This is a genomic window from Veillonella parvula (genome assembly GCF_042850485.1).
Classification (GTDB): domain Bacteria; phylum Bacillota; class Negativicutes; order Veillonellales; family Veillonellaceae; genus Veillonella; species Veillonella parvula_Q.
Map to the genome: position 1 here is coordinate 1699684 of NZ_AP031417.1, position 25737 is coordinate 1725420.

19 protein-coding genes are annotated in these 25737 nt (G+C 40.8%); 2 read left to right on the plus strand and 17 right to left on the minus strand.

The genetic code is table 11. From position 1 onward, the window contains the following. Positions 1-5 precede the first annotated feature (5 nt). From rpsJ to ACGHIY_RS07850, 6 genes are all read right to left on the minus strand, one after another. Positions 6-317 (minus strand): 30S ribosomal protein S10, encoded by a 312-nt coding sequence (gene rpsJ / locus ACGHIY_RS07825; protein WP_004695100.1) that lies wholly within the window; start codon positions 315-317, stop codon positions 6-8. Between the two features lie 180 nt (positions 318-497). Continuing rightward, positions 498-1685 carry an elongation factor Tu gene (gene tuf, locus ACGHIY_RS07830; RefSeq protein ID WP_012864763.1) on the minus strand — a complete coding sequence of 396 codons (1188 nt, stop codon included), beginning with the start codon at positions 1683-1685 and terminating at the stop codon, positions 498-500. A gap of 50 nt (positions 1686-1735) precedes the next feature. Next, positions 1736-3811 (minus strand): elongation factor G, encoded by a 2076-nt coding sequence (fusA, locus tag ACGHIY_RS07835; RefSeq protein ID WP_004693557.1) that lies wholly within the window; start codon positions 3809-3811, stop codon positions 1736-1738. Positions 3812-3826: 15 nt separating this feature from the next. Then, positions 3827-4297, minus strand: a complete 471-nt coding sequence (gene rpsG, locus ACGHIY_RS07840) for a 30S ribosomal protein S7 (RefSeq protein ID WP_004693556.1) — start codon at positions 4295-4297, stop codon at positions 3827-3829. A gap of 52 nt (positions 4298-4349) precedes the next feature. Next, entirely contained in the window at positions 4350-4724 is a 375-nt protein-coding gene (gene rpsL, locus ACGHIY_RS07845) for a 30S ribosomal protein S12 (protein ID WP_004693554.1), read from the minus strand. A 76-nt stretch (positions 4725-4800) separates the two neighbouring features. Beyond that, on the minus strand, positions 4801-5046 hold the full coding sequence (locus ACGHIY_RS07850) for a ribosomal L7Ae/L30e/S12e/Gadd45 family protein (RefSeq protein WP_004693552.1): 246 nt from the start codon (positions 5044-5046) through the stop codon (positions 4801-4803). 355 nt (positions 5047-5401) lie between these two features. On the opposite strand from ACGHIY_RS07850, the gene ACGHIY_RS07855 reads away from it, so the two are divergent. Continuing rightward, a complete protein-coding gene (locus tag ACGHIY_RS07855; protein ID WP_004696751.1) occupies positions 5402-7423 on the plus strand; it encodes a BCCT family transporter in 2022 nt (673 codons plus the stop codon). 124 nt (positions 7424-7547) lie between these two features. Here ACGHIY_RS07855 and rpoC read toward each other — a convergent pair whose 3' ends face one another. The 3 genes from rpoC to ACGHIY_RS07870 all read right to left on the minus strand — a co-directional run bounded on the left by rpoC (position 7548) and on the right by ACGHIY_RS07870 (position 17687). Further along, positions 7548-11750: a DNA-directed RNA polymerase subunit beta' gene (rpoC, locus tag ACGHIY_RS07860; RefSeq protein WP_004693548.1), complete on the minus strand. Its 4203-nt coding sequence runs from the start codon at positions 11748-11750 to the stop codon at positions 7548-7550. Positions 11751-11779: 29 nt separating this feature from the next. Then, entirely contained in the window at positions 11780-15940 is a 4161-nt protein-coding gene (gene rpoB / locus ACGHIY_RS07865) for a DNA-directed RNA polymerase subunit beta (protein WP_004696761.1), read from the minus strand. Between the two features lie 331 nt (positions 15941-16271). Then, positions 16272-17687, minus strand: coding sequence for an aspartate ammonia-lyase (locus ACGHIY_RS07870; RefSeq protein ID WP_004696758.1), 1416 nt, complete (start codon positions 17685-17687; stop codon positions 16272-16274). 283 nt (positions 17688-17970) lie between these two features. On the opposite strand from ACGHIY_RS07870, the gene ACGHIY_RS07875 reads away from it, so the two are divergent. After that, entirely contained in the window at positions 17971-19611 is a 1641-nt protein-coding gene (locus tag ACGHIY_RS07875) for an ArnT family glycosyltransferase (RefSeq protein WP_390525457.1), read from the plus strand. Positions 19612-19653: 42 nt separating this feature from the next. Here ACGHIY_RS07875 and rplL read toward each other — a convergent pair whose 3' ends face one another. The 8 genes from rplL to ACGHIY_RS07915 form a co-directional block, all read right to left on the minus strand. Then, positions 19654-20022: a 50S ribosomal protein L7/L12 gene (gene rplL, locus ACGHIY_RS07880; protein ID WP_004693540.1), complete on the minus strand. Its 369-nt coding sequence runs from the start codon at positions 20020-20022 to the stop codon at positions 19654-19656. Between the two features lie 70 nt (positions 20023-20092). Continuing rightward, on the minus strand, positions 20093-20590 hold the full coding sequence (gene rplJ / locus ACGHIY_RS07885; RefSeq protein WP_004693539.1) for a 50S ribosomal protein L10: 498 nt from the start codon (positions 20588-20590) through the stop codon (positions 20093-20095). A 175-nt stretch (positions 20591-20765) separates the two neighbouring features. Continuing rightward, positions 20766-21476 (minus strand): 50S ribosomal protein L1, encoded by a 711-nt coding sequence (gene rplA / locus ACGHIY_RS07890; protein ID WP_004693536.1) that lies wholly within the window; start codon positions 21474-21476, stop codon positions 20766-20768. Positions 21477-21552: 76 nt separating this feature from the next. Further along, positions 21553-21978 carry a 50S ribosomal protein L11 gene (gene rplK, locus ACGHIY_RS07895; RefSeq protein WP_004693535.1) on the minus strand — a complete coding sequence of 142 codons (426 nt, stop codon included), beginning with the start codon at positions 21976-21978 and terminating at the stop codon, positions 21553-21555. A gap of 101 nt (positions 21979-22079) precedes the next feature. After that, positions 22080-22616, minus strand: a complete 537-nt coding sequence (gene nusG, locus ACGHIY_RS07900) for a transcription termination/antitermination protein NusG (RefSeq protein ID WP_004696753.1) — start codon at positions 22614-22616, stop codon at positions 22080-22082. 12 nt (positions 22617-22628) lie between these two features. Next, positions 22629-22850, minus strand: a complete 222-nt coding sequence (gene secE, locus ACGHIY_RS07905; RefSeq protein WP_004693531.1) for a preprotein translocase subunit SecE — start codon at positions 22848-22850, stop codon at positions 22629-22631. 42 nt (positions 22851-22892) lie between these two features. Next, complete coding sequence (rpmG, locus tag ACGHIY_RS07910) at positions 22893-23042, minus strand: 50S ribosomal protein L33 (RefSeq protein WP_004693530.1); 150 nt, start codon at positions 23040-23042, stop codon at positions 22893-22895. A 270-nt stretch (positions 23043-23312) separates the two neighbouring features. Next, on the minus strand, positions 23313-25550 hold the full coding sequence (locus tag ACGHIY_RS07915; protein ID WP_004693527.1) for a nitric-oxide reductase large subunit: 2238 nt from the start codon (positions 25548-25550) through the stop codon (positions 23313-23315). Positions 25551-25737: the final 187 nt, after the last annotated feature.

The window sequence follows — 25737 nt, forward strand, 5'->3', positions numbered from 1 at the left end:
CCTCCTTATAGTTTTATTTCAATAGATACACCAGCTGGTAAATCTAAACGAGTGATAGCATCTACTGTTTTCGAATTTGGTTCAAGAATATCGATTAAGCGTTTATGTGTACGCATTTCGAATTGTTCACGAGAATCTTTGTTTACGTGTACAGAACGAAGAATTGTGAAGATATTCTTTTCTGTTGGCAATGGAATCGGACCAGATACCATAGCGCCATTTCTTTTTGCAGTGTCTACGATCTTAGCAGCGCTTTGATCGAGAGCTTTGTGGTCGTATGCCTTAAGGCGAATACGGATTTTTTGCTGTTTAGCCATTATTAATAATTCCTCCTGTCGTCCATTTCGTGAATGGGCTGCTCCATAGAAATTCTCCTCCGCAGAGGCAACCTTCTACTTCATAGTTTAAAAACACAACACGAGAGCGGCATTATCTGCCGCTCTGAGTGCTGCATGTATTGTGCTCAACGCATTCTACGATGAGCATAAAAGGTTAAATTAACCTTCGATTTCTGTTACTACGCCAGCGCCTACTGTATGGCCACCTTCGCGGATCGCGAAGCGAAGACCTTCTTCGATAGCGATTGGAGTAATCAATTCGATTTCCATTGTTACGTTATCGCCAGGCATACACATTTCTACACCTTCAGGAAGGTTTACAACACCTGTTACGTCTGTTGTACGGAAGTAGAATTGTGGACGGTAGTTGGAGAAGAATGGAGTATGACGGCCACCTTCTTCTTTAGTCAATACGTATACTTCTGCTTTGAATTTTGTGTGTGGGTTGATGGAGCCTGGTTTAGCCAATACTTGACCACGTTCGATGTCTTTACGATCAACACCACGAAGCAATGCACCTACGTTGTCACCTGCTACTGCAGAATCCAACACTTTACGGAACATTTCAAGACCTGTTACTACATATTGTTCAGCTTTTTCTTTCAAGCCTACTACTTCAACAGTATCACCAACGTTTACTTGACCACGTTCAACACGGCCAGTTGCTACTGTACCACGACCAGTGATTGTGAAAACGTCTTCCACAGGCATCAAGAATGGTTTATCAGTGTCACGAACTGGTGTTGGGATGTAGGAGTCTACAGCGTCCATCAATTCGTCAATTTTAGCTACATATTGAGCATCGCCTTCCAAAGCTTTCAACGCGGAACCTACAACGATAGGTACTTCGTCGCCAGGGAATTCGTAGGAAGAAAGAAGTTCACGAACTTCCATTTCTACCAATTCGATCAATTCTTCATCGTCAACCATGTCAGCTTTGTTCAAGAATACTACGATTGCAGGAACACCAACTTGGCGAGCCAACAAGATGTGTTCGCGAGTTTGAGGCATAGGGCCGTCAGCTGCGGATACAACCAAGATAGCGCCGTCCATTTGAGCCGCACCAGTAATCATGTTTTTAACATAGTCAGCATGGCCTGGGCAGTCAACGTGTGCATAGTGACGGTTAGCAGTTTCATACTCAACGTGTGCAGTGTTGATTGTGATACCGCGTTCGCGTTCTTCTGGAGCTTTATCGATCATGCTGTAATCTTGGAAGTCAGCTTGACCTTTTTCAGCCAATACTTTAGTGATTGCAGCAGTCAAAGTAGTTTTACCATGGTCAACGTGACCGATTGTACCGATGTTAACATGCGGTTTCGTACGTTCAAATTTTTCTTTTGCCATTTTAAATTATCCTCCGAGGAAAATAGTAATTCTATTAATCTAATATGAGATTAACCGTTTTTCTTTGCTTGAATTTCTTCAGCAATTTTCTTAGGAACTTCTTCGTAATGATCGAATGTCATGGAGTAGTTACCACGGCCTTGCGTTTTGGAACGAAGGTCAGTTGCGTAACCGAACATTTCGCTCAATGGAACATATGCTTTGATATGTTGGGAACCATTACGAGCTTCCATGCCGTCCATGCGACCACGACGAGAGTTCAAGTCACCGATAACGTCGCCCATATATTCTTCAGGAACGTCTACTTCTACAGCCATGTATGGTTCAAGCAATGCAGGATCTGCTTTGCGAGCACCTTCTTTGAAGCCCATAGAACCAGCAATTTTGAAGGCCATTTCGTTGGAGTCAACGTCATGGTAGGAACCATCAAATACGATAACTTTAACATCAACCATAGGGTACCCAGCGATAACACCGGATTCCATAGCTTCTTTAACACCGCTTTCAACAGGTCCGATGTATTCACGAGGAATCGCACCACCTACAACCTTGTTTTCAAACTCGAAGCCAGCACCTGGTTCTTGAGGAATCAATTCCAACCAGCAGTGACCATATTGACCACGACCACCAGATTGACGTACGAATTTACCTTCAGCCTTAACAGCTTTACGGATAGTTTCGCGGTATGCTACTTGAGGTTTACCTACGTTACAATCTACTTTGAATTCACGGTTCATACGGTCAACGATGATATCCAAGTGAAGTTCGCCCATACCGGAGATAATAGTTTGACCTGTTTCTTCATCAGTACGAACTTTGAAAGTAGGATCTTCTTCTGCCAAACGAGCAAGAGCTGTACCCATTTTTTCTTGGTCAGCTTTTGTTTTAGGTTCAACAGCAACGGAGATAACTGGTTCAGGGAATTCCATGGACTCAAGAATTACAGGAGATTTTTCATCACACAATGTGTCGCCTGTAGTAGTATCCTTTAAGCCAACCGCCGCAGCGATGTCACCAGAATATACGCGTTCGATTTCTTTACGGGAGTTAGCGTGCATTTGAAGAATACGACCGATACGTTCTTTTTTACCTTTAGTGGAGTTGAAAACGTAGGAGCCGGATTCCAATGTACCGGAGTACACACGGAAGAACGCTAATTTACCAACATAAGGGTCAGCCATGATTTTGAATGCCAACGCAGAGAATGGTTCTTCATCGGAAGAAGGACGAGTTGTTTCTTCTTCAGTACCAGGAACAACACCCTTAATAGGTGGGATATCGATTGGAGCTGGCATGTAATCGATAACAGCATCCAATAACATTTGAACACCTTTATTTTTATAGGAAGAACCGCAAAGAACTGGGAATAATTGGTTAGCAATAACAGCTTTACGCAATGCCGCTTTCAATTCTTCCACAGAAATTTCTTCGCCTTCCAAATATTTCATCATGATATCATCATCTGTTTCAGCGATAGCATCGATCATCATTTCGCGACGAGCTTCTGCTACTTCTTGATATTCAGCAGGGATATCAGTGATTTCATATTCTTTACCGTCATCGGATTTATAAATTTCCGCTTTCATAGTCATCAAGTCAATGATGCCTTCAAAAGTATCTTCAGCACCGATTGGTACTTGAATAGCTACGGAATTTGCACCCAAACGAGCTTTCATCATGTCAACTACGTTGAAGAAGTCAGCACCTACAGTATCCATCTTATTTACATAAGCGATACGAGGTACGCCGTAGTTAGAAGCCTGACGCCATACTGTTTCGGATTGAGGTTCAACGCCACCTTTAGCACTGAACACCGCAACAGAACCGTCAAGTACACGTAGAGAACGTTCTACTTCTACAGTAAAGTCAACGTGACCAGGAGTATCGATGATATTGATACGATGTTCTTTCCATTGACAAGTTGTTGCAGCAGAAGTGATTGTGATACCACGTTCTTGCTCTTGCTCCATCCAGTCCATCGTAGCAGCGCCTTCATGTACTTCGCCGATCTTGTGAACGATACCTGTATAGTAGAGGATACGTTCTGTAGTTGTTGTTTTACCAGCATCGATGTGAGCCATGATACCGATATTACGAGTTTTTGCTAAGGAAAACTCTCTTGCCACAGTTGTCACCTCTTATTACCAACGATAATGAGCAAATGCTTTATTAGCTTCTGCCATTTTATGAGTATCTTCTTTTTTCTTGATTGCAGCGCCTGCATTGTTGAAAGCGTCCATCAATTCGCCTGCCAAACGTTCTTTCATAGTGCGTTCACCACGAAGACGAGCATAATTTACAACCCAACGAATACCGAGGGTTTGACGGCGATCAGCACGAACTTCAACTGGCACTTGATAGTTCGCACCACCGATACGGCGAGCACGCACTTCAAGTACAGGCATAACATTTTTCAATGCTTGATCAAAAACTTCCATTGGGTCTTGACCCATTTTGGAACGAATAATTTCGAATGCATCATATACGATAGTTTCAGCAATGCCTTTTTTACCATCGTACATAACTTTGTTAATGAAACGTGTTACTAATTTGCTGTTGTACACCGGATCTGGAAGTACATCACGTTTCGGAACAGGGCCTTTTCTTGGCATGTTCAATTCCTCCTTTATAATGATGTGTGTTAATTTCGTTTAATGGCTAAAATTATTTTTTAGCTTTTTTCGCGCCGTATTTGGAACGACTTTGCATACGATTTTGTACGCCAGCTGTATCCAATGCACCACGAACGATGTGATAACGCACACCTGGAAGGTCTTTTACACGACCGCCTCTGATAAGTACAACACTGTGTTCTTGTAAATTGTGACCAATGCCTGGGATGTAAGCAGTTACTTCAATAGCGTTTGTCAAACGTACACGGGCAACTTTACGAAGCGCGGAGTTTGGTTTCTTTGGAGTAGCTGTGTACACACGAGTACATACACCACGTTTTTGTGGAGATTCTTGAAGGGCAGGAGCTGTAGATTTTTTAGTCAAGCTCATGCGGCCTTTGCGTACTAGCTGATTAATTGTTGGCATTTGGGCACCTCCTTTCCAAATTTGAGATTTATAATTGATCCGTCATAACAAAGTGTTACATCGGATATTACCAAGATTAACGTAGGACGCCTACAGCTGTGGCCCGCACCTTAATGCGACACGCACGACCGAGATCATCCATGGTGTGTTTGTCATTCACAGGTATTCCCTGTTCTTCACAAGCAATCCGTAAAGGCTGTACCACACGTTCATCACTATCACAACCCAGGAACACGTACTTCACAGCACCTTTAGCAATTTGTTTCAACGTTTGCTTGGCACCGATTGTTTTGTTCACCGACTTCAGATGGGCAATGTCCATTGTACTAATTCTCCTTACGAAATTATGCCCATTAGGCATACCTCGCCTAAAGCACTATGTAAGTATATCAATTACAGCAGTCCATGTCAAACAATTTCCAATGTCACACACCGCTCTACAGCTGCATTTTATGTGTACACTCATCCGTGTGTTTCATTCAATCTTAAATTATAAATGAAGAGTGATTTTTTATTCATATATCATTATTTTCATGTATAAATAATCATTCTATGCATTTGCTATTATTTTTTCTTTTACCAATTATGCAAAATTAATATAAACACCATTTTATTATGATATAAATTAATACAGAACAAATATTTGTATTTATAAGTTACTAAAGAAAGGAGATTATATGATTAAACTCATTAAACGTTATTCAAACTTTAATCCCCCTGTAATTATAGGTAGCTTGTCTATCGTCTTAGGGCTGAGCTTATGTGCCCTTCTGATTCCGCAAATATCTCAAACGATCCTCCAAGGGATTCGTGATATTATATTTGAAGATTTCAGCTGGTTTTATGTTTTATCCATAAGTCTCTTCTTTATCTTCAATATCTTTCTTGCACTTAGTTCGCTAGGTGACATCAAACTTGGTAGCGACGATGAAGAAGCGGAATTCTCTTATACAGCTTGGCTCGCCATGTTATTTGCGGCAGGTACCGGTGTAGGTCTCATGTTCTTCGGTACTGCTGAACCGCTCTCACATTATCACTCCGCTGTAGGCTTAGTCGATGGTGCTCCTAGCGCCAAGGAAGCGTTATTCCGCTCCATCTTCCACTGGGGCATCAATGCATGGACGGTATACGGAATTATGGCTTTAGCATTAGCGTATTTTGGTTTTCGCTATAAGTTGCCTTTATCACTACGTTCATGTTTCTATCCGCTGTGGAAGGATAAGATCAATGGCCCACGAGGGCACATTATCGATATCATCGCACTTTGTGTAACTTTATTAGGTATCGTAACCACCTTAGGATTTGGTGCGGCCCAACTAGGTGCAGGGTTCCTATATATTGATATCATCTCCACTAATGACTTTTCCGCCCAAACGGTCATCATTATCATCATTATGTCCATTGCCGTTCTATCTGCTGTTACAGGTATTGATAAAGGCGTTAAGCTGCTCAGCGAAATTAATATATCTGTTGCATTAGTCTTAATGCTTTTTGTACTCTGTGCAGGTCCTACATTACTCCTATTAAATACAATGGTAGAAAACTTTGGATACTATCTATCACATATTTTAGGGCAAAGCTTCTATACATCTATCTATACACCAGAAACCCGTCCATGGTTCTTCAGCTGGACCATACTATTCTGGGCTTGGTGGTTATCTTGGGCACCATTTGTGGGCATGTTCATTGCGCGTATTTCAAAAGGTAGGACTATTCGAGAGTTCATCTTTGGGGTACTCATTATTCCAACTGTTTTTACTATCGTTTGGTTTACTATCTTTGGTAATACTGCAATTTATATCGATGAAACAGTAGCAAACGGTGCACTCGGTGCATTAACCGATAAACCAGAACAACTACTCTTTGCATTCCTTGAATATTTACCATTATCCAGTTTAACTAGTCTTCTATCAATTATCGTATTAGCATTATTTTTTATCACATCTGCCGATTCAGGCATTTATGTGTTAAATAATATTGCGGCCTATGATAAATCCACTTCATCTCCAAAGTGGCAATGCTTAATGTGGGGCTCTGTAATGTCCTTTCTTGCCATCAGTTTGCTCAGCATTGGTGGGCTTAATGTACTACAATCGGTAACGCTCATTCTCGCCTTACCATTTGCAGCCTTGATGGTTATCATGTGCTACAGCTTATGGCAAGGATTATTAACAGATACGCAATACTTTAACACAAAACTTTCAACCACATCCATCTACTGGGACAGCAAGAACTGGAAACAAGGTCTTGCCAAAATACTCAACCAAACGCAATCGGAAGATGTTATTTCCTTTATGAAAACAACAGCATTGCCTGCTATGTATCAGCTCAATAAAGAATTAACCGAAGAGTACGGATTAACTACGAGAATTGACAAACATTTCAACGGTAACGACGCCTCCGTAGAGTTAACCATCGAAAAAGAATCAATGCGCAACTTTACCTACGGCATCAAACTCGTTACGCAAGAGGTATCGGATCATCTCATCGAAGATCCTAACATTCCTCACATTACTGAAAGTACCAACGCAATTCCTATGACATATTTCAGTGACGGACGCGCCGGATACGATGCGCAGTATATGACACGGGAGGATATCATTACCGATATCATTCGTCAGTACGAACGATATCTTACTTTATCGGATGACGTCGGTTATGACATCATGTCTCATGACGCGGAAGAAACAGCTGAATAGAAACCAATAATATCTATAACAAAAGGGTGCACCTCGCAGGTGCACCCTTTTTATTATGTCGCACAATATCAACTATGCAACAAGTCTATACAGTTAATATAGCTTAACGGCTAATCCAAAGTAATTAATCTTCAGACATAACCTCTTCCGTAATATCAATGATTTCAGGTGTATTTTTTACAACTTCAATCTTACGGTAACGACTCATGCCTGTACCAGCAGGAATCAACTTACCGATAATTACGTTTTCTTTTAAGCCCAATAATGGATCGATTTTACCCTTGATGGCAGCGTCGGTAAGAACACGTGTTGTTTCTTGGAAGGACGCAGCGGACAAGAAGGAGTCCGTTGCCAAAGCGGCTTTCGTAATACCCAATAGTGTGCGTTTGCCTGTAGCATTTTCACGACCATTGAGGGTAAGACGACGGTTTTCTTCGTCAAAGGTATTAACGTCCACCATATCCCCTGGAAGCATATCCGCATCGCCAGCTGTTTCAATTTTAACTTTATGAAGCATTTGACGAACGATAACTTCGATATGTTTATCGTTAATTTCTACACCTTGGGATTTGTATACTTTTTGTACTTCGTATACGAGATAACGTTGAGTTGCTTCAGTACCCATGACACGCATAATGTCATGAGGATTGATGGAGCCTTCTGTCAAACGAGCGCCCAAGGATACCACGTCACCGTCTTTAACGATAATGCGGGAGCCGTAAGGAATGAGGTAATCAAGTTCAATACCATCTTCACCAGTGATAAAGATAGTGTTCGTACCTTTCTTACCTTCATTAGGCACAACACGAACTGTACCTTCGTTTTCGGCAATGATAGCGTTACGTTTTGGTTTACGAGCTTCGAACAATTCTTCGACACGTGGCAAACCTTGTGTAATATCGTCACCTGCGACACCACCAGTATGGAACGTACGCATTGTCAACTGAGTACCAGGTTCACCGATGGATTGTGCTGCAATGATACCTACAGCTTCACCAACTTGAACTTGGTTGCCAGTTCCTAGATCACGACCATAGCACTTACGACATACGCCATATGGGCTACGACAAGTCAATACGGAACGGATTTTTACTGTTTCATAGTGTTTTACAACTTCATCAGCTAACGCCTCTGTGATTTCACCATTAAGAGGAACGATAACTTCGCCAGTTTCCTTGTTAACTAATTCTTCAGCTGCAATACGACCTACAATACGGTCTTTTAATGGCTCGATAACACCAGTACCTTCAACGATAGCTTCCACTTCAATACCGTGGATTTCATTGTTCCGTACTTGTACTTCTTTTACATCGGAGTTAAGGATAGCTTCGATGCCTTCTTCTGTAAGACGTGTATCAGCTGGGAAGATTTCTACACCTTCGCTGTCAACGATTGCTTGTACAGTATCCTTGTTCAACATATTTTGAACCATAGTTTCTTTCAATGTTGCACGGATACTATCGTCGCTTTCACCAAGAATAATTTTTTGAACCAAGTTAGTATGATTAATATCGCTATCAGAGCCCAAGTGTGCACCGCGCAATGCGATAGATGTAACACCAGCTTCAGCAATATCTGCCAAGCATTGTTCATCCAAGATAGTTTCAGCTGGTACAACAAGTTCCCCTGTTTCAGCATTCACAACATCTTTATCTAAAACGCGACCAATAAGTTTATCTTTAAGCAATTCTAATGCTTGACGTGGGGATGTAGCCAAGCGAGCACGTTCTCGAACGAGATCGATACCTACAACGTCACAATCGTCCTCACGAACGATTACGTCTTGAGATACGTCAACGAGACGACGTGTCAAGTAACCAGAGTCAGCTGTACGAAGCGCTGTATCGGCCAAACCTTTACGAGCACCATGAGAGGATGTAAAGTAATCCAATACAGTCAAGCCTTCTTTAAAGTTTGCTTTAATTGGCAAGTCAATGATTCGACCAGATGGATCGGCCATCAAACCACGCATACCAGCAAGCTGACGAATCTGTTGTTTATTACCACGGGCACCAGAGATAGCCATCATGTAAACAGGGTTAAAGCCGTCTTTATCGCACGCCATATTATCCATCATCGCATCGGTAACATCTTCTGTTGCCTTTGTCCATAATTGGATAGTTTTACGATAACGTTCTTCTTCTGTAATAAGACCACGACGGTACATACGAGATACTTTTTCTACCTCTTGTTCCGCTGTATCTAACAAACTAGTTTTAACTTCTGGTACTTTAATATCAGCAATAGCTACCGTCATACCTGCGCGACGAGCGAAGGAGTAACCCAAGGACTTGATGCGGTCCAATAGTTCTGCTGTTTTTTCATTACCAAACAATTGGAAACATTGATCAACCAATTTACCAACTGTTTTCTTATCCATAACCTTACCTAAAGAGTAAGTGCCATCTTCACGTTTCTCGTATTGCCACAATTCTGGGAATAAAGCATTGTTGAAGATCAAGCGACCTGCTGTTGTTTCTACACGGCCATGATCAGGTAAACGGATATAAAGAATATCTTGCAAACCAATGATATGAGACTCATAGGCAAGCATAACTTCATCATAGGTAGCAAATGTTTTTGCTTTATCACGAGTATCTTCGCGTACAACTGTTAGGTAGTATGTACCTAAGATCATATCTTGAGAAGGTACTGCTACTGGCTTGCCGTCCTTAGTAGACAAAATATTATGGCTAGAAAGCATCAATGTACGAGCTTCCGCTTGTGCTTCTACGGACAATGGTAAGTGACACGCCATTTGGTCACCGTCAAAGTCGGCATTGAAGGCTGTACATACTAATGGATGCAATTTGATAGCACGACCTTCCCAAAGGATTGGTTCGAAGGCTTGGATACCAAGTCTATGCAATGTAGGGGCACGGTTCAAGAGAACTGGATGTTCTTTAATTACCTCTTCCAAGGATTCCCACACGCCAGGGCCAATTCTTTCAACTTGGCGTTTAGCAGCCTTGATGTTGGATGCTTGACCACGTTCTACCAAACGTTTCATAACGAATGGTTTGAACAATTCTAATGCCATCTCTTTTGGCAAACCACATTGGTGCATTTTAAGTTCAGGACCTACTACGATTACGGAACGACCGGAGTAGTCAACACGTTTACCGAGCAAGTTTTGACGGAAACGACCTTGTTTACCTTTAAGCATGTCGGACAAGGATTTCAATGGGCGGTTACCAGGACCTGTAACAGGACGACCGCGACGACCATTATCAATCAATGCATCAACCGCTTCTTGAAGCATGCGTTTTTCGTTGCGCACGATGATATCAGGAGCACCCAAGTCGAGTAAACGTTTCAAACGGTTGTTACGGTTGATAACACGACGGTATAAATCGTTGAGGTCAGATGTAGCAAAACGGCCACCATCTAATTGGACCATAGGACGCAATTCAGGTGGGATTACAGGAACGATGTCCATAATCATCCATTCTGGACGGTTCCCAGATTGACGGAATGCTTCTACTACTTCCAAACGACGAACTGCACGGATTTTACGTTGACCACTAGCAGTGTTCAACTCTTCGCGCAATTCGGCATTCAATGCTTCAAGATCAAGTTCTGATAAGAGAGCTTTTACCGCTTCAGCACCCATGTCGATACATGCGAAGAGAACCTCTTCAGCAGCGCCTAACTCATAGCGTTCTTCGCGAGTTAATTCTTCGTATTCCTTATCAGCTTCTGGTATTGTTGCATCATCACGAAGAGCCGCATTATAGCGCTCTTTGCGTTGTGCTTCACGAACAATAGCTAAACGTTCATTACGTTGAGCCACTGTTTCGATTACGACGGATTTACCACCGATAGTATAACCGTCTTCATTAAATTGAGCTTCGTATTCGCGGTATTCTTGCTCGGACAACAATTGACGTTTTGTCAATGGTGTACCAGCTGGATCTACTACGATGTAGGAAGCAAAGTATAATACGCGTTCCAAAGAACGTGGTGATATGTCAAGGATAAGACCCATACGGGATGGGATTCCTTTGAAGTACCAAATGTGAGATACAGGAGTAGCCAATTGAATATGGCCCATACGTTCACGACGTACTTTCGCACGGGTAACCTCTACACCACATTTGTCGCAGACTACGCCCTTATGGCGGATGCGTTTATATTTGCCGCAGTGACATTCCCAGTCCTTTGTTGGTCCAAAAATGCGTTCACAGAATAGACCATCACGTTCTGGCTTCAACGTACGGTAGTTAATTGTTTCAGGTTTCTTAACTTCCCCATGAGACCAGGATAAAATCTGCTCTGGAGAGGCTAAACCGATTCGCATGGAATCGAATTCATTTACGTCTAGCACTACTATCGCTCCCTTCCTTATAGATAGTTTTAGTCTTCATCGTTAGAGGAGTCGCCCATTGGGTACGCCAATTGGCTAAGGATATCATCTTCACCGCCATTATCAGCTGGTAATTCTTCCTCTTCCTCTACTTCTGGTTCTACTACAGTTACTTCATCAGTTTCTACAGCACTGCCTTCCATAACTTCTTCAATACCAGTTTCTACCACCTCATCTTCGTCCTCAAGTTCTTTCATAACAACTTCTTCTTGGTCTTCATTCAAGATTTTTACATCGAGACCGATACTTTGAAGTTCTTTAAGCAATACCTTGAAGGACTCAGGTACACCTGGTTCAGGGATGTTTTCGCCTTTAACGATTTTTTCGTATGCTTTCACACGACCAACAACGTCGTCAGACTTAACAGTTAATAGCTCTTGAAGGGTATAGGCTGCGCCATATGCTTCTAGAGCCCAAACTTCCATTTCCCCGAAACGTTGGCCACCGAACTGAGCTTTACCGCCCAAAGGTTGTTGTGTAACAAGGGAGTACGGACCTGTAGAACGAGCATGGATTTTGTCATCAACCAAATGATGGAGTTTAAGCATGTAAACGTAACCAACAGTGACGCGGTTATCCATCGGTTCACCAGTACGACCATCATATAGAACAGTTTTACCATCATCAGGACGACCTGCAATCGCCAATGTTTCGAATACGTCCTTTTCGTGAGCACCATCAAATACAGGTGTAGCAATATGAATACCTGCTACATCTGGTTTTGGCATGCCATATTTGTCAAAATCATAGCCAAGGCTTTCCAACTCTTTGCGAATTTCAACGCGTTTTTCTTCAGCAGAGTGAATGTTGTTAAGAGTATTCTTGACTTTGCTAATTGCCTCTAATTCTTCTACAAGCGCAGGATCCATTTCAGGAGCCTCTTCTTCAGAATCAAAGAATTCTACATGAAGTGCATTGTATTTAGCTTCAATAGCTTTAAGCTCTTGGTAACGAGCTTCGCCACCCATAGCATCCAATTTCTTTTGCGCTGCTGCTTCTACATGTTTTAAAATTTTAGTTTTCAAAGCAATGATTTGCTCATTTTCTTCGAAATGATTTACCGTAACATCTTCCGCAACTTTCGCTTCCAATACCTCAATTTGAGCATAAAGGTCGCGGATTGTATCGATTTGTTCCCAGTAAGATGCATCAGTACGGGCTTCTTTCAACACGTTTTGAATGTGAAGGTCTGTAGCTTTGATTTTCATACCTAAGCCTTGAACAGCCCACCCCAAGTGAGTTTCAAGAACCTGACCGATGTTCATACGAGAAGGTACGCCCAATGGGTTCAATACGATTTGTACTGGAGTACCATCTGGAAGGAATGGCATATCTTCTTTTCTCATAACGCGAGAAACGACACCTTTGTTACCATGACGGCCCGCCATTTTATCGCCTTCATGAATCTTACGTTTTTGAGCGATATATACGCGAACAAGTTTATTTACGCCTGGTTGTAATTCGTCGCCATTTTCACGAGTGAAGACTTTTACATCTACGACTTTACCAGATTCGCCATGAGGCACGCGCAAAGAAGTATCACGAACTTCACGTTCTTTGTCACCAAAAATAGCACGCAACAAACGTTCTTCTGGAGTAAGCTCAGTTTCACCTTTTGGAGTAGCTTTACCTACAAGGATATCGCCAGGATGTACTTCTGCACCAATGCAGATAATACCATCTTCGTCTAAGTTTTTAAGTGTGTCGTCACCTGTATTAGGCAACTCACGAGTAATTTCTTCAGCACCTAATTTGGTATCACGAGCATCACATTCGTATTCTTCAATATGAATGGATGTATAGATATCTTCTTTGCAGAGTTCTTCACTAAGCAAGATAGCATCTTCGTAGTTATAACCTTCCCAAGGCATGAACGCTACAAGAACGTTATAACCTAATGCCAATTCGCCGCCATCTGTAGCAGGACCATCAGCCAGTACTTGGCCTTTTACAACATGGTCCCCACGATTGACGATTGGTTTTTGGTTAAAGCATGTGGATTGGTTAGAACGAAGGAATTTATTCAAATGGTATGTATCAACACGACCATCGCTATCGCGAAGAACGTGGATTTCATTACCCCAACAACGTACAACTTTACCCGCTTCACGCGCCAATACGCAAACGCCAGAGTCAGTAGCTGCTGTATATTCCATACCTGTACCAACAAGTGGTGCTTGGGCGCGCAAAAGTGGTACCGCTTGACGTTGCATGTTCGCGCCCATCAAGGCACGGTTAGCATCGTCATTTTCAAGGAATGGAATCATAGCTGTACCAATAGATACAACTTCTTTTGGACTTACGTCCATATAGTCAACCTTATCCGGTGTAACTTCTAATACGTCATGACCACGACGACAAGCAACATGTTCAGTTGTGAAGTACCCCTCTGCATCAAGCGGAGAGTTTGCTTGGGCAATTGTCATGCCTTCTTCTTCATCAGCGGTCATGTATACTACGCTATCAGATACGCGCACTTTAACAACTTTATCAGCATCCTTGCCTTTACCATACACTTTTTCTACTTTACGGTATGGTGCTTCGATGAAGCCAAATTCGTTTACCTTTGCATAGTTGGACAAGGAGTTAATCAAGCCAATGTTTGGACCTTCTGGAGTTTCAATAGGACACATACGACCATAGTGAGAATGATGCACGTCACGAACTTCGAAACCTGCACGCTCACGAGACAAGCCGCCAGGGCCAAGGGCAGAAAGACGACGTTTGTGAGTCAATTCCGCCAATGGGTTTGTTTGGTCCATGAACTGAGACAATTGAGAAGAACCAAAGAATTCTTTGATAGCTGCCACTACAGGGCGAATATTGATCAACGCTTGAGGTGTAATGGATTCAGTTTCTTGAATGGTCATGCGCTCACGAACAACACGTTCCATACGAGTTAAACCGATGCGGAATTGGTTTTGCAACAATTCGCCTACGCAACGAAGGCGACGGTTACCCAAGTGGTCGATATCATCTGTATGACCTGCACCATCCATAAGGTTGAGCAAGTAAGAAATGTTAGCGATCATGTCTTCACGTGTTACTGTACGGTGATCATATGGTAAGTTGCAGTTATTACAGATAACTTTAGACTCTACACCATCATTATTTACGATATAGAATTCAGCAAAACCTTCACCATCGAAAACATGGCTATTAGCAACGATATCAAGTTGTTCTTCCCCAACTTGTACGCCTGCATCAAGGATAATTTCGCCAGTTTCTGGATCTACAATTGGTTGAGCTAATGTTTGACCCAACATACGTTGGCGCCAGCCAAGTTTTTTGTTCAATTTATAACGACCAACGCGCGCTAAGTCATAACGGCGTGCATCGAAGAACAAGTTATCGAACAAGTTACGAGCAGACTCTACAGTCGGAGGCTCGCCTGGACGTAATTTTTTATAGATTTCAACCAATGCTTCATCAGCAGATTGAGTTGTATCTTTTTCTAATGTACGAACGATGCGTTCATCATATACTGGTAAACCATCCTCATCAGTTTTACCATTCCAGAAGAGGTCGAGGATACTTTCATTCGTATCCCAACCTAATGCACGTACCAATACAGTAGCTGGTAATTTACGGTTACGGTCAATACGAACAGCCACCACTTCACTAGCATCTGTTTCAAGTTCAATCCATGCACCACGGTTAGGAATAACTGTGGAATCATACAAACGGTTACCCATTGTATCGATTTCTTTATTGTAGTAAACGCCTGGAGAACGTACTAATTGGGATACGATAACACGTTCTGCACCATTGATGATGAAAGTACCTGTATCCGTCATCAATGGAAAATCGCCCATGAAGACTTCTTGTTCTTTAATGTCCATATTTTCTGGATCATTATTTACCAAGCGAATATTTACACGAAGTGGTGCTGCGTAAGTAGCATCACGGTTTTTACATTCATTAATATCATACTTAGGTTCACCTAAGCTGAAACCTTCAAAAGAAAGTACTAGATTACCTGAATTGTCTTTAATCGGAGAAATATCGTTGAAAATATTTTGTAAACCACTCTCCAAGAACCACTCATACGATTTACGTTGAATGTCCAATAAATGCGGCATCTTGATAACTTCGTTAATTTTAGCGTACGTATAACGAGTTCGTTTGCCTACCTGTTCAGGTTTGAACATATTTGCTTTCACCCCTATCAAAACACACTGGTCTACCATTTTCTATAACGGCATGAAAAAGACATCTTACAGGTCTCAGTTTTCCTGCTCGGGCAACGTCAAATAAAGCAAGGTCCATTTCATTTTTAAAATAACCTTGCTTCCCATTAACCAAGCACAACCTTGGAAGAAAACCTCATCACTATTTGTGTTATAGTTTTTACATCCAAAAGCAGAAAACGCTACTTTTGCAATATATAATTCTATCAGTATTAAAAAAGACTGTCAACCAAAAGGGTTGACAGTCTTTCATTTTCATGCTTTATTCATGTATCAAAAGAGAACTATAAGATTAGTTACCTTTTTGTTTTAAAAGATTCGCACCAGCAATACCAGGGCGAGTCATTTCTTTAGGAGAAAGAATATGATTGATTTCATCCTCAGTCAATAAGCCTTGATCCAAGATGATATCACGAATAGCTCGACCTGTTTCATACGCTTCTTTCGCCAATGCAGAAGCTGTTTCATAGCCAAGATGTGGCAACAATGCTGTTACGATACCAACGGAGCGGTTCAACCAGTATTCGCATTGTTCACGGTCTACTTCAAGATCAACGAGCAATTTATCAACGAATGTATTTACACCGTTTTTGAGGTAACAAAGGTTATTGAACAAGTTGTATGCCAATACAGGTTCCATAACATTTAACTCGAATTGACCATTTTCTACAGCTAATGTAATAGTAAGGTCATTACCGATAACTTGGTAACACACTTGATTCAATACTTCAGCGATAACAGGATTTACTTTTCCTGGCATGATAGAGGAGCCTGGTTGACGGGCAGGCAATTTTAATTCACCAATGCCACAGCGAGGTCCAGATGCCATTAAGCGGAAATCATTTGCCATCTTAATCAACACAAGTGCAGTTACCTTCAAACCGCTAGAGATATCAGCAAATACATCTGTATTGTTTGTGGCATCGATTAAATTCTCCGCAGTGTAGAACGGTTCGCCTACTACTTCGCTTAATTCGTACGCTACATCATGAATATAATTAGGTTCAGCATTAAGGCCTGTACCAACTGCAGTGGCCCCCATGTTGATTACATGTGCACCTTCAACGGCAGATTTAATACGTTTAATACCACGACGAATACCAGATGCATAAGCGCCCATCTCTTGTCCCAATGTAATAGGCACCGCATCTTGTAAATGAGTACGCCCCATTTTTAAAATTTCACTATATTCTTCAGCTTTTTTCTCAAGCTCATCAACAAGACGTTGCAAAGCTTCAAGTAACGGTTTAGATTTCAAAATTGCACAAACTTTAATCGCTGTTGGGAAGGCGTCATTTGTAGATTGTGCCATGTTACAGTGATTGTTAGGGCTTACAATATCATAGCTACCTTTTGGATGGCCTAAAATTTCACAAGCACGATTTGCCAACACTTCATTCATATTCATATTCACAGAAGTGCCAGCACCGCCTTGAATTGGATCAACTGGAAATTGGTCAGCAAATTCACCTGCAATAACTTCATCAGCTGCTTGAACAATCGCTTTACCGATAGATACATTGAGACGACCTGTTTTCATATTAGCTAAAGCAGATGCTTTTTTTACCATCGCTAGAGCTTTAATAAAATCTTGGTCTAAATGTTTCCCTGTAATATGGAAGTTTTCTAAGGCACGAATCGTTTGCACACCATAATATAACTCATCCGCTACTTCTAATTCACCTAGGAAATCATGTTCTTTTCTCATAATAGATCCTCTTTCCACTATTTCATATATTAGATGATAGTTTAATGAAACGGTTTTATCTTATGCGCTCATTATAGCATGTATTTTGTATACATAAAAGTTATTTCATGTATTCCGAATAAACAATATTCTATACAATATATTATTTCATAAATAATTATTTTTTTGTAATTATCTCCATATTATCTCCATATTTATAAAGGCTCTGTTTTTATCTTTGATTGGTTTAAATATTACACGCCCTATAGTACAATAATATAAACTATGTAAGTAAGGAGTAATTATGATTAACAATCACATGCTGCGCATAGGTGCGCTCTTTTTATTAACCGTTTTGAGCTACGGCTTTTATAATGCCTATTTGCCAATCACTGATCCGGTGGAGTCCAACTATGTTCTCTCCGCCATCACCATGCTAAAACATAACTCATGGATATCCCCCATGATATACGATCACGTATGGTATGATAAACCACCGCTCACCTATTGGGCACTTATGATTACGTACAAACTATTTGGCATATCTGACTTTACATCTCGTATACCAAATACGCTTGTTGCGGGAGCCAGCGTGGCCCTAATGTACCATATAATTTACCGCATATCTAAAAATACTTTTGCTAGTGTACTCTGTGCTATTCTATTAATGAGTACACTACAGTTTTGGTACATATCTCATGCAATTATAACCGACGGATTTCTACTTCTCTTCACCTTAGCTATATTTGGATATAGCTATTTAGCTTTTACCAATAATGACAAGTCAGCTATGGTGAAAGCTTACATTGCTGCTGCCTTAGCTGTAATTACCAAAGGACCTATAGGCATCATCTTGCCCGGCCTGATATTACTCATTTATGTATGCGCTCGCTATATAGTCCATAGAAAAGATGAAAGTTATCAGCTTTCAAAGGATATTAAATTACTATTTAATCCCTTAGGACTATTAGCCTTTATAGCGATAGCTAGCCCTTGGTATATCGCTATGTATTCCATTCACGGTGAGCAGTTTATTTCCGGATTCTTAGGTCTACACAATGTAGATCGAGCTCTTATATCTGAGCATCCTAAATTTAATGTATGGTATTACTATCTATTAATTGTACCCCTTTCACTATTACCATGGACACCTGTAATAGTCTATCATTTAAAAGATCTTAACTGGAAAGATGATTTTGATCTATTAGGTATTATATGGTTTATAGTTATAGTTCTATTCTACTCTCTAGTAGCTACAAAGTATCTAACCTACACATTACCTGCCATTATCCCTTGTATAATATGGGCGGCTGTAAAAATTTGTGAATTAGTTACTGACAAAGAAACCGGTGAATTTACTCAATCATTCAAAAAGTTTAATTATTTAATTACCCTACCACTAGGTATTTACTACATGATTTTTACATTTACTACAGCTTTTGATAAAAGTCTTGATAGTAAACCGTTAATCGTAGGTTCCTTTATTATAGTATGTATGATTTTAATCGGTCGATACTACATAACATCATTTTTTAAACTAGCAATATATGCTTTAGTTCCACTAATTACTTTATACTCAGCTATTACAATTACAGTACCACCAATATTATTTAATCAATCTGGTTTACAGTTTAGAACGTTCATCGAAGATACATCAAAACCAATATATGTATATGGCAGTTACTATACTTCTATTGTATATTACATGGATACTATACCCACCCAAGTTTTCGTAGATACAACTGATGATTCTATATGGACCGAAGACAAAACATTAATGCCTACCATAACTAAAGAAACATTTTTAAGTAATACATCAAATAATCGCGGTGCCTATGTCATCGTTCCTAAAAAATATGATAAGGATTTCTCTAATACATTACCGTATCCAAAAGCCAAATTAGTTAACAAAACAAAACTCGCATCAATTTATAAACTCCAATAGAAAAAGGCGTACCCTATGGGTACGCCTTTAATATAGCTAGAATTATTTCAATTCTACGGATGCGCCAGCTTCTTCTAATTGAGCTTTCAAAGCTTCAGCAGCTTCAGCAGCTACGCCTTCTTTAACAGGTGCAGGAGCGCCGTCAACGATAGCTTTAGCTTCTTTCAAGCCAAGACCAGTTGCTTCACGAACAACTTTGATTACGTTGATTTTAGATGCGCCAGCATCTTTCAAGATTACGTCGAAGGAATCTTTAGCAGCGCCGCCTTCAGCACCACCAGCAGCTGCTACAGCTACAGGAGCTGCTGCAGTTACGCCAAATTCTTCTTCGATTGCTTTTACAAGATCATTAAGTTCAAGGATTGTTGCTTCTTTCAATTCAGCAACGATGTTTTCAATGTTCAATGCCATTTTAGATTTCCTCCATAAATTAGTTTATAGTGCCAGCCTCAAGCGGCCAACGAATACTTTGCAAAAAATATTATTCTGCAGGTTTTGCTTCTGCAACAGCTTTGACAGCGTATGCAACATTGCGAACAGGAGCTTGCAATACGGAAAGCAACATGGAAAGCATACCTTCGCGATTTGGAAGAGATGCAATTGCTTTAATGCCTGCAGCGTCCATAACTTCGCCTTCAACGATACCAGCTTTAACTGTTACAACTTCTTTTTCAGTTGCTTTGATGAATTGTTCGATTACACGAGCAGGTGCAACAGCATCGTCTTTAGAAGTAGCCAACGCAGTTGGGCCTTCTAAATGCTCAGCGAAACCTTCAAGATTCAATTCGTTTGCAGCGATACGAGTCAAAGTATTTTTGATTACTTTGTATTCAACACCTTCAGCCAACATTTTGCGACGAAGATCAGTTGCTTGCGCAACAGTTAAACCAGAGTAACCAATCAATACAGCACCTTTTGCTTCAGAAAGAGTTTCTTTCATTTGAGCAACGATTGCTTTTTTTGATTCAGTGACAGCCATTAGATTACCTCCTTGTAGATTTTTTTGGTGCTCTATGTACTATCTTAGCGTAAAAACGACCCCATCGCACGCGATGAGGTCGTAACTAGTCCTAGGTTGTTCTAGTGTCAGCCTCAGCGGGCGGATTTTCATCCATTATACATACCAGCCGTCTACAGCTAAGAGACATATTTAATTATTGCTCTTTAGAAACAGTGCTCAATTTGAACACGTTCAAAGGTACACCAGGGCCCATTGTAGCGGACAAGGTTACAGATTTAATGTATTGACCTTTAGCTGCTACAGGTTTAGCCTTGATAATAGTATCAACGATTGTACGGTAGTTGTCAAGTAATTTTTCTTCATCGAAAGATGCTTTACCGATAGAACAAGAGATAATACCTGCTTTATCAGTACGGTATTCGATTTTACCAGCTTTGATTTCGTTTACTGCACGAGCAACGTCTGGAGTTACTGTACCAACTTTAGGGTTTGGCATCAAGCCTTTAGGACCCAAGATTTTACCAAGACGGCCAACTTGACCCATCATGTCTGGTGTAGCAACTACTACGTCGAAGTCGCTCCAACCACCTTGGATTTTAGCTACTAACTCTTCAGAACCTACGAAATCTGCGCCAGCTTCTTCAGCTGCCTTAATATTGTCGCCTTTTGCGAATACAAGAACGCGTTTAGTTTTGCCAGTACCATGAGGCAATACTACTGCACCACGAACTTGTTGATCAGCGTATTTAGGGTCGACATTCAAGTTGAAAGCAATTTCAACTGTTTCATCGAAATTTGCAGTTGCAGTTTTCTTAACCAACTCAATTGCTTCTACTGGTTCGTAGAATTTACCAGCTTCAATAAGTTTTACTGCTTCAGCGTATTTCTTACCTACTTTTGCCATTATAATATCCTCCTTATGTGGTCAAACGGGAATTCCCTCCCACCGATTTGCGCCTTATGCGCAAGTCGTACGCTTATTAGTCAACGATTTCAATGCCCATGCTGCGAGCAGTACCTTCCACCATGCGCATACCTTGTTCTACGGTATTAGCATTCAAGTCAGGCATTTTCAATTCAGCAATTTCACGAACTTTATCGCGACCTACTTTTGCTACTTTATCACGGTTAGGTACACCAGAACCTTTTGGAATACCTGCAGCTTTTTTCAACAATACTGCAGCTGGTGGAGTCTTAGTGATGAAGTCGAAGCTACGATCTTCATATACGTTAATAACTACTGGAATAATTAAGCCAGCTTGTTTAGCAGTACGTTCGTTGAATTCTTTTGTGAAAGCAACGATGTTAACACCTGCTTGACCTAGTGCAGGACCAACTGGTGGTGCTGGAGTAGCTTTAGCGGCTTCAATTTGTAGTTTTACTTGTTTAACTAATTTCTTAGCCATGGGTAATTAAACCTCCTATGCTTATACTGTGGTGGTAACGGATATACATCCTCCCACTGGCAACCAAAATCGATTGCTCTTTTTAGAGTTATATTTATATATTAAAGAGCTTTCTCAACTTGAGAGAACTCTACCTCTACCTCGGTATCTCGATTGAACATTTCCACACTAAGTTTCAATGTTCCTTTTTCAGGGTTAAGTTCGGTAATAACACCTAGTTTATCTTCAAAGGCACCGGACGTAATGCGAACCGTTTCACCAACTTCTACATCAACGTTAATGGTTGGTTTCTTATCCAAGCCCTGAGACTTAAGTATATGTTCTACTTCGGAATCAGAAAGTGGAACTGGCTTTGTAGCAGAGCCAACGAAACCTGTTACACCTGGCGTGTTGCGTACAACATACCAAGAACGGTCATTAACTTCCATTTCCACCAATACATACCCAGGAAATATCTTGCGTTTTACTACTTTTTTAACCCCATCTTTTTCATCTATTTCGTCTTCAAGAGGCACCAAAATTCGGCTGATCACATCTTGTAGCCCCATAGATTGAACTTTAAGTTCAAGAGTGGTTTTTACTTTATTTTCGTAGCCTGAATAGGTATGAATTACATACCACTTCTTATCTGCTTCCATGTAATGGCCCCCTTATCCAACAAAGTGCAACAACGTATTAAAAAGTTGGGCAAAGAGTCCATCAAGCACAGAAATAATCAAAGCGATGAATATGGTCACTAAGAATACTACAATTGTGTAATTGATAAGCTCTTTTTTTGTTGGCCAGACTACTTTTTTTAGTTCAGCTTTCACACCGCGGAAGAATTTTCCAAATCCACCACGCTGCTGCACTGCTGAGTTAGACTTTGCCATTGTTTTCACATCCTCAAATCAACAGGTAATGAATGATAAGAATTATTTTGTTTCACGGTGTAATGTATGTTTACCGCAGAATTTGCAATATTTCATCATTTCAATACGATCAGGATTGTTCTTTTTATTCTTGTTCGTTTGATAGTTGCGTTGTTTGCAATCTGTGCAAGCTAAAGTAATGGCATTACGCATCCGGATACACCTCGCTTTATATTTACTAATCTGTCTCTTGTACTCGAAAACGCTCGACTACATACTAAAAAACTATATCATACGTAGCAAGCGATGTCAAGAAATTAAGCAACTCAAAAAAGCCAGGCACGTATGCCTGACATGGATAGTATAACAGACAATGGCGCCCCTTGTCTACCCAAAGAACGCCATGTCATATTAGCTTATAGTTAGCTTATATATATTATATTTAATATTATAATTACATATTTACTATTATTGCTTCGTTTATTACTGTTTCTTTGTGAAAGTTACTTTCACGATTTGCCAGAAGAAGGCCAATGCCCCCAATATCATGATGGTATCGCCAACCATGCGAAGCCAACGCAAATTTTGTAACAATGGTTGTTGCATAAAGTCTTCACTGCGAGCGAGCCATAAGCCTTGTGTAACACTTGCCCAACTTTGAATCAAGCCAATTGGCAATAGACTGATAAGAACCATTAACGCAAGGCCCCAATTCAATGCCCAGAAACCGAATTTCATCAACTTGTCGTTAAATTCCACTTCAGGTCGAATATAACGAGCGATGAGGAATACAAAGCCTAAACTCAAGAACCCGTATACGCCGAACAACGCCGTATGAGCATGAACAGCTGTCGTATTTAGACCTTGAATATAGAACAAGGAAACCGGCATATTAATTAAGAAGCCGAAGATGCCTGCACCCACCAAGTTCCAGAAGGATACGGCAATGAAGCAGTATACAGGCCATTTTAGTCGATGCATCCAAGGAGCACTATGAAGGCGTGTATAATTTTCAAACGCTTCATATCCCAAGAGTACAAGAGGCACTACTTCCAACGCGGAGAACGATGCCCCTGTGGCCACGATAGTCGATGTAACACCGGTGAAATAAAGATGATGGAATGTACCAGGGATACCGCCGATAAGGTAAATGGCACCGGACGAAATCGCTGCTATGGTACCTGCACGGTAAGATACGAGACCAAGTGTTACGAAAATAAAGGCCATCAACGTAGTAGAGAATACTTCAAAGAATCCTTCTACCCAAAGGTGAATAACCCACCAGCGCCAGTATTCCATGATTGCCAAGTGGCTGTGTTCTCCGTAGAAAAGACCTGGTCCATAGAAAATACCGACCATCACAACGGAGAAAATAAAGGCAGCAATAAGGTTTTTATCCCCTTTATTTTTGAAAGCACCAATGATGCTGCGCACCATGAGTACAAGCCAAAATAGAATGCCGATATATTCAATCCATTGCCATACGCGCCCCAACTCGATAAACTCATATCCTTGGTGACCCAAGTAGAAGTTTAGAGACGCCGGAATCTCATGAGCAACACCTAAATATGTACCTGTAAAGGAACCCACTACCAACACAACGAGTGCCCAGAACAAAATATCCACGCCCAATTTTTGGAACTTAGGATCTTTACCGCCATTAATAATCGGCGCCAAGAATAAACCGGCACTCAAGAATGCCATCGCAATCCAGAACAAGGATGCTTGAATATGCCAAGTACGAGCAATAGAATATGGGAAATACTGCGCCAATGGAATGCCATAGAAAGCCTGTCCTTCTACGGTGTAGTGCGCAATGATACCACCCATACCAAGTTGGAGTAAAAATAATGCCAAAATCGTAAATAAATATTTTCCTAAAGACCGTTGAGATGGTGTGAGATGCAATTTGGAAATTGGATCTTCCGCAGGTGGTGTTAATTCATGTTCATCTTGTTTGCGACCGAATGCCCACATCCATACGACAATACCAATACCACAAAGTAAAATAATAACACTCACAACAGACCAAGCTACGCTTTCCGGTGTTGGATTATGATCTAACAATGGCTCGTGAGGCCAATTGTTGGTGTATGTTGCATCTGTACCAGGGCGTTGAGTCGATGCCATCCACGTAGTCCAGAAGAAGAATCGTGCCATATCAATACGATCTTTTAATTCTGGCAACGTATTGTCTTTCATCGCAAAATGATCGCGTGTTTCGGACAATTTAGGGTTATCACCATACAGTTCAATAAAATATTGTCCGGTTAAATTCATCGCTGTAATACGTTCCGGTGAAAGCACAACAGTTCCATCTTCACGAACAGCACTGTTAAAGTACTCTGCTTTAACTGCTTCTTTAACAGCCGCTTTCTGCACATCACCTAACTGTTCATAAAGAACACCAAAAGCTTCTTGAGACTTGATATCAAGCATTACGGACACTTCTTTGTGCAACCAATCAGCTGTCCAGTCCGGGGCTTGATATGCGCCATGACCTAGTACGGTCCCTACAGATTGACCACCTGTAGATTGCCAAGCCGATTGACCATGTAAGATATCATCCTTAGTGAACAAAACCTGTCCATCTTGAGATACATACGCGGTTGGTACCGGTGGCGCTTGATGATATACATCAGTACCCAAATAGCCAAGAATAGAGAATCCAATAATAAGAACTGCTACTACGGCTATCCAATACTTTTTGTATTCGCCCATCACATTACCTCCTTTTCTATAAAAGCACAAAAAGAGAGCCTATGCTCTCCTTATATATAATATACACTAATTTTATAAATAAAGTTGTATCTAAGGTTACAATATATTAAAATTTCTTCTCAATTTGTATCAATAGTATGATTATCCTTTGAAGCCTGAATACAACGTATATATCACCTTACAAAAT

What these genes read in the sequence shown, in the direction of transcription:
- rpsJ (WP_004695100.1), bottom strand. Translation starts at nt 317, where the DNA reads ATGGCTAAACAGCAAAAAATCCGTATTCGCCTTAAGGCATACGACCAC.
- tuf (WP_012864763.1), bottom strand. Translation starts at nt 1,685, where the DNA reads ATGGCAAAAGAAAAATTTGAACGTACGAAACCGCATGTTAACATCGGT.
- rpsG (WP_004693556.1), bottom strand. Translation starts at nt 4,297, where the DNA reads ATGCCAAGAAAAGGCCCTGTTCCGAAACGTGATGTACTTCCAGATCCG.
- rpsL (WP_004693554.1), bottom strand. Translation starts at nt 4,724, where the DNA reads ATGCCAACAATTAATCAGCTAGTACGCAAAGGCCGCATGAGCTTGACT.
- ACGHIY_RS07850 (WP_004693552.1), bottom strand. Translation starts at nt 5,046, where the DNA reads ATGGACATTGCCCATCTGAAGTCGGTGAACAAAACAATCGGTGCCAAG.
- ACGHIY_RS07855 (WP_004696751.1), top strand. Translation starts at nt 5,402, where the DNA reads ATGATTAAACTCATTAAACGTTATTCAAACTTTAATCCCCCTGTAATT.
- rpoB (WP_004696761.1), bottom strand. Translation starts at nt 15,940, where the DNA reads ATGTTCAAACCTGAACAGGTAGGCAAACGAACTCGTTATACGTACGCT.
- ACGHIY_RS07870 (WP_004696758.1), bottom strand. Translation starts at nt 17,687, where the DNA reads ATGAGAAAAGAACATGATTTCCTAGGTGAATTAGAAGTAGCGGATGAG.
- ACGHIY_RS07875 (WP_390525457.1), top strand. Translation starts at nt 17,971, where the DNA reads ATGATTAACAATCACATGCTGCGCATAGGTGCGCTCTTTTTATTAACC.
- rplL (WP_004693540.1), bottom strand. Translation starts at nt 20,022, where the DNA reads ATGGCATTGAACATTGAAAACATCGTTGCTGAATTGAAAGAAGCAACA.
- rplJ (WP_004693539.1), bottom strand. Translation starts at nt 20,590, where the DNA reads ATGGCTGTCACTGAATCAAAAAAAGCAATCGTTGCTCAAATGAAAGAA.
- rplA (WP_004693536.1), bottom strand. Translation starts at nt 21,476, where the DNA reads ATGGCAAAAGTAGGTAAGAAATACGCTGAAGCAGTAAAACTTATTGAA.
- rplK (WP_004693535.1), bottom strand. Translation starts at nt 21,978, where the DNA reads ATGGCTAAGAAATTAGTTAAACAAGTAAAACTACAAATTGAAGCCGCT.
- nusG (WP_004696753.1), bottom strand. Translation starts at nt 22,616, where the DNA reads ATGGAAGCAGATAAGAAGTGGTATGTAATTCATACCTATTCAGGCTAC.
- secE (WP_004693531.1), bottom strand. Translation starts at nt 22,850, where the DNA reads ATGGCAAAGTCTAACTCAGCAGTGCAGCAGCGTGGTGGATTTGGAAAA.
- rpmG (WP_004693530.1), bottom strand. Translation starts at nt 23,042, where the DNA reads ATGCGTAATGCCATTACTTTAGCTTGCACAGATTGCAAACAACGCAAC.
- ACGHIY_RS07915 (WP_004693527.1), bottom strand. Translation starts at nt 25,550, where the DNA reads ATGGGCGAATACAAAAAGTATTGGATAGCCGTAGTAGCAGTTCTTATT.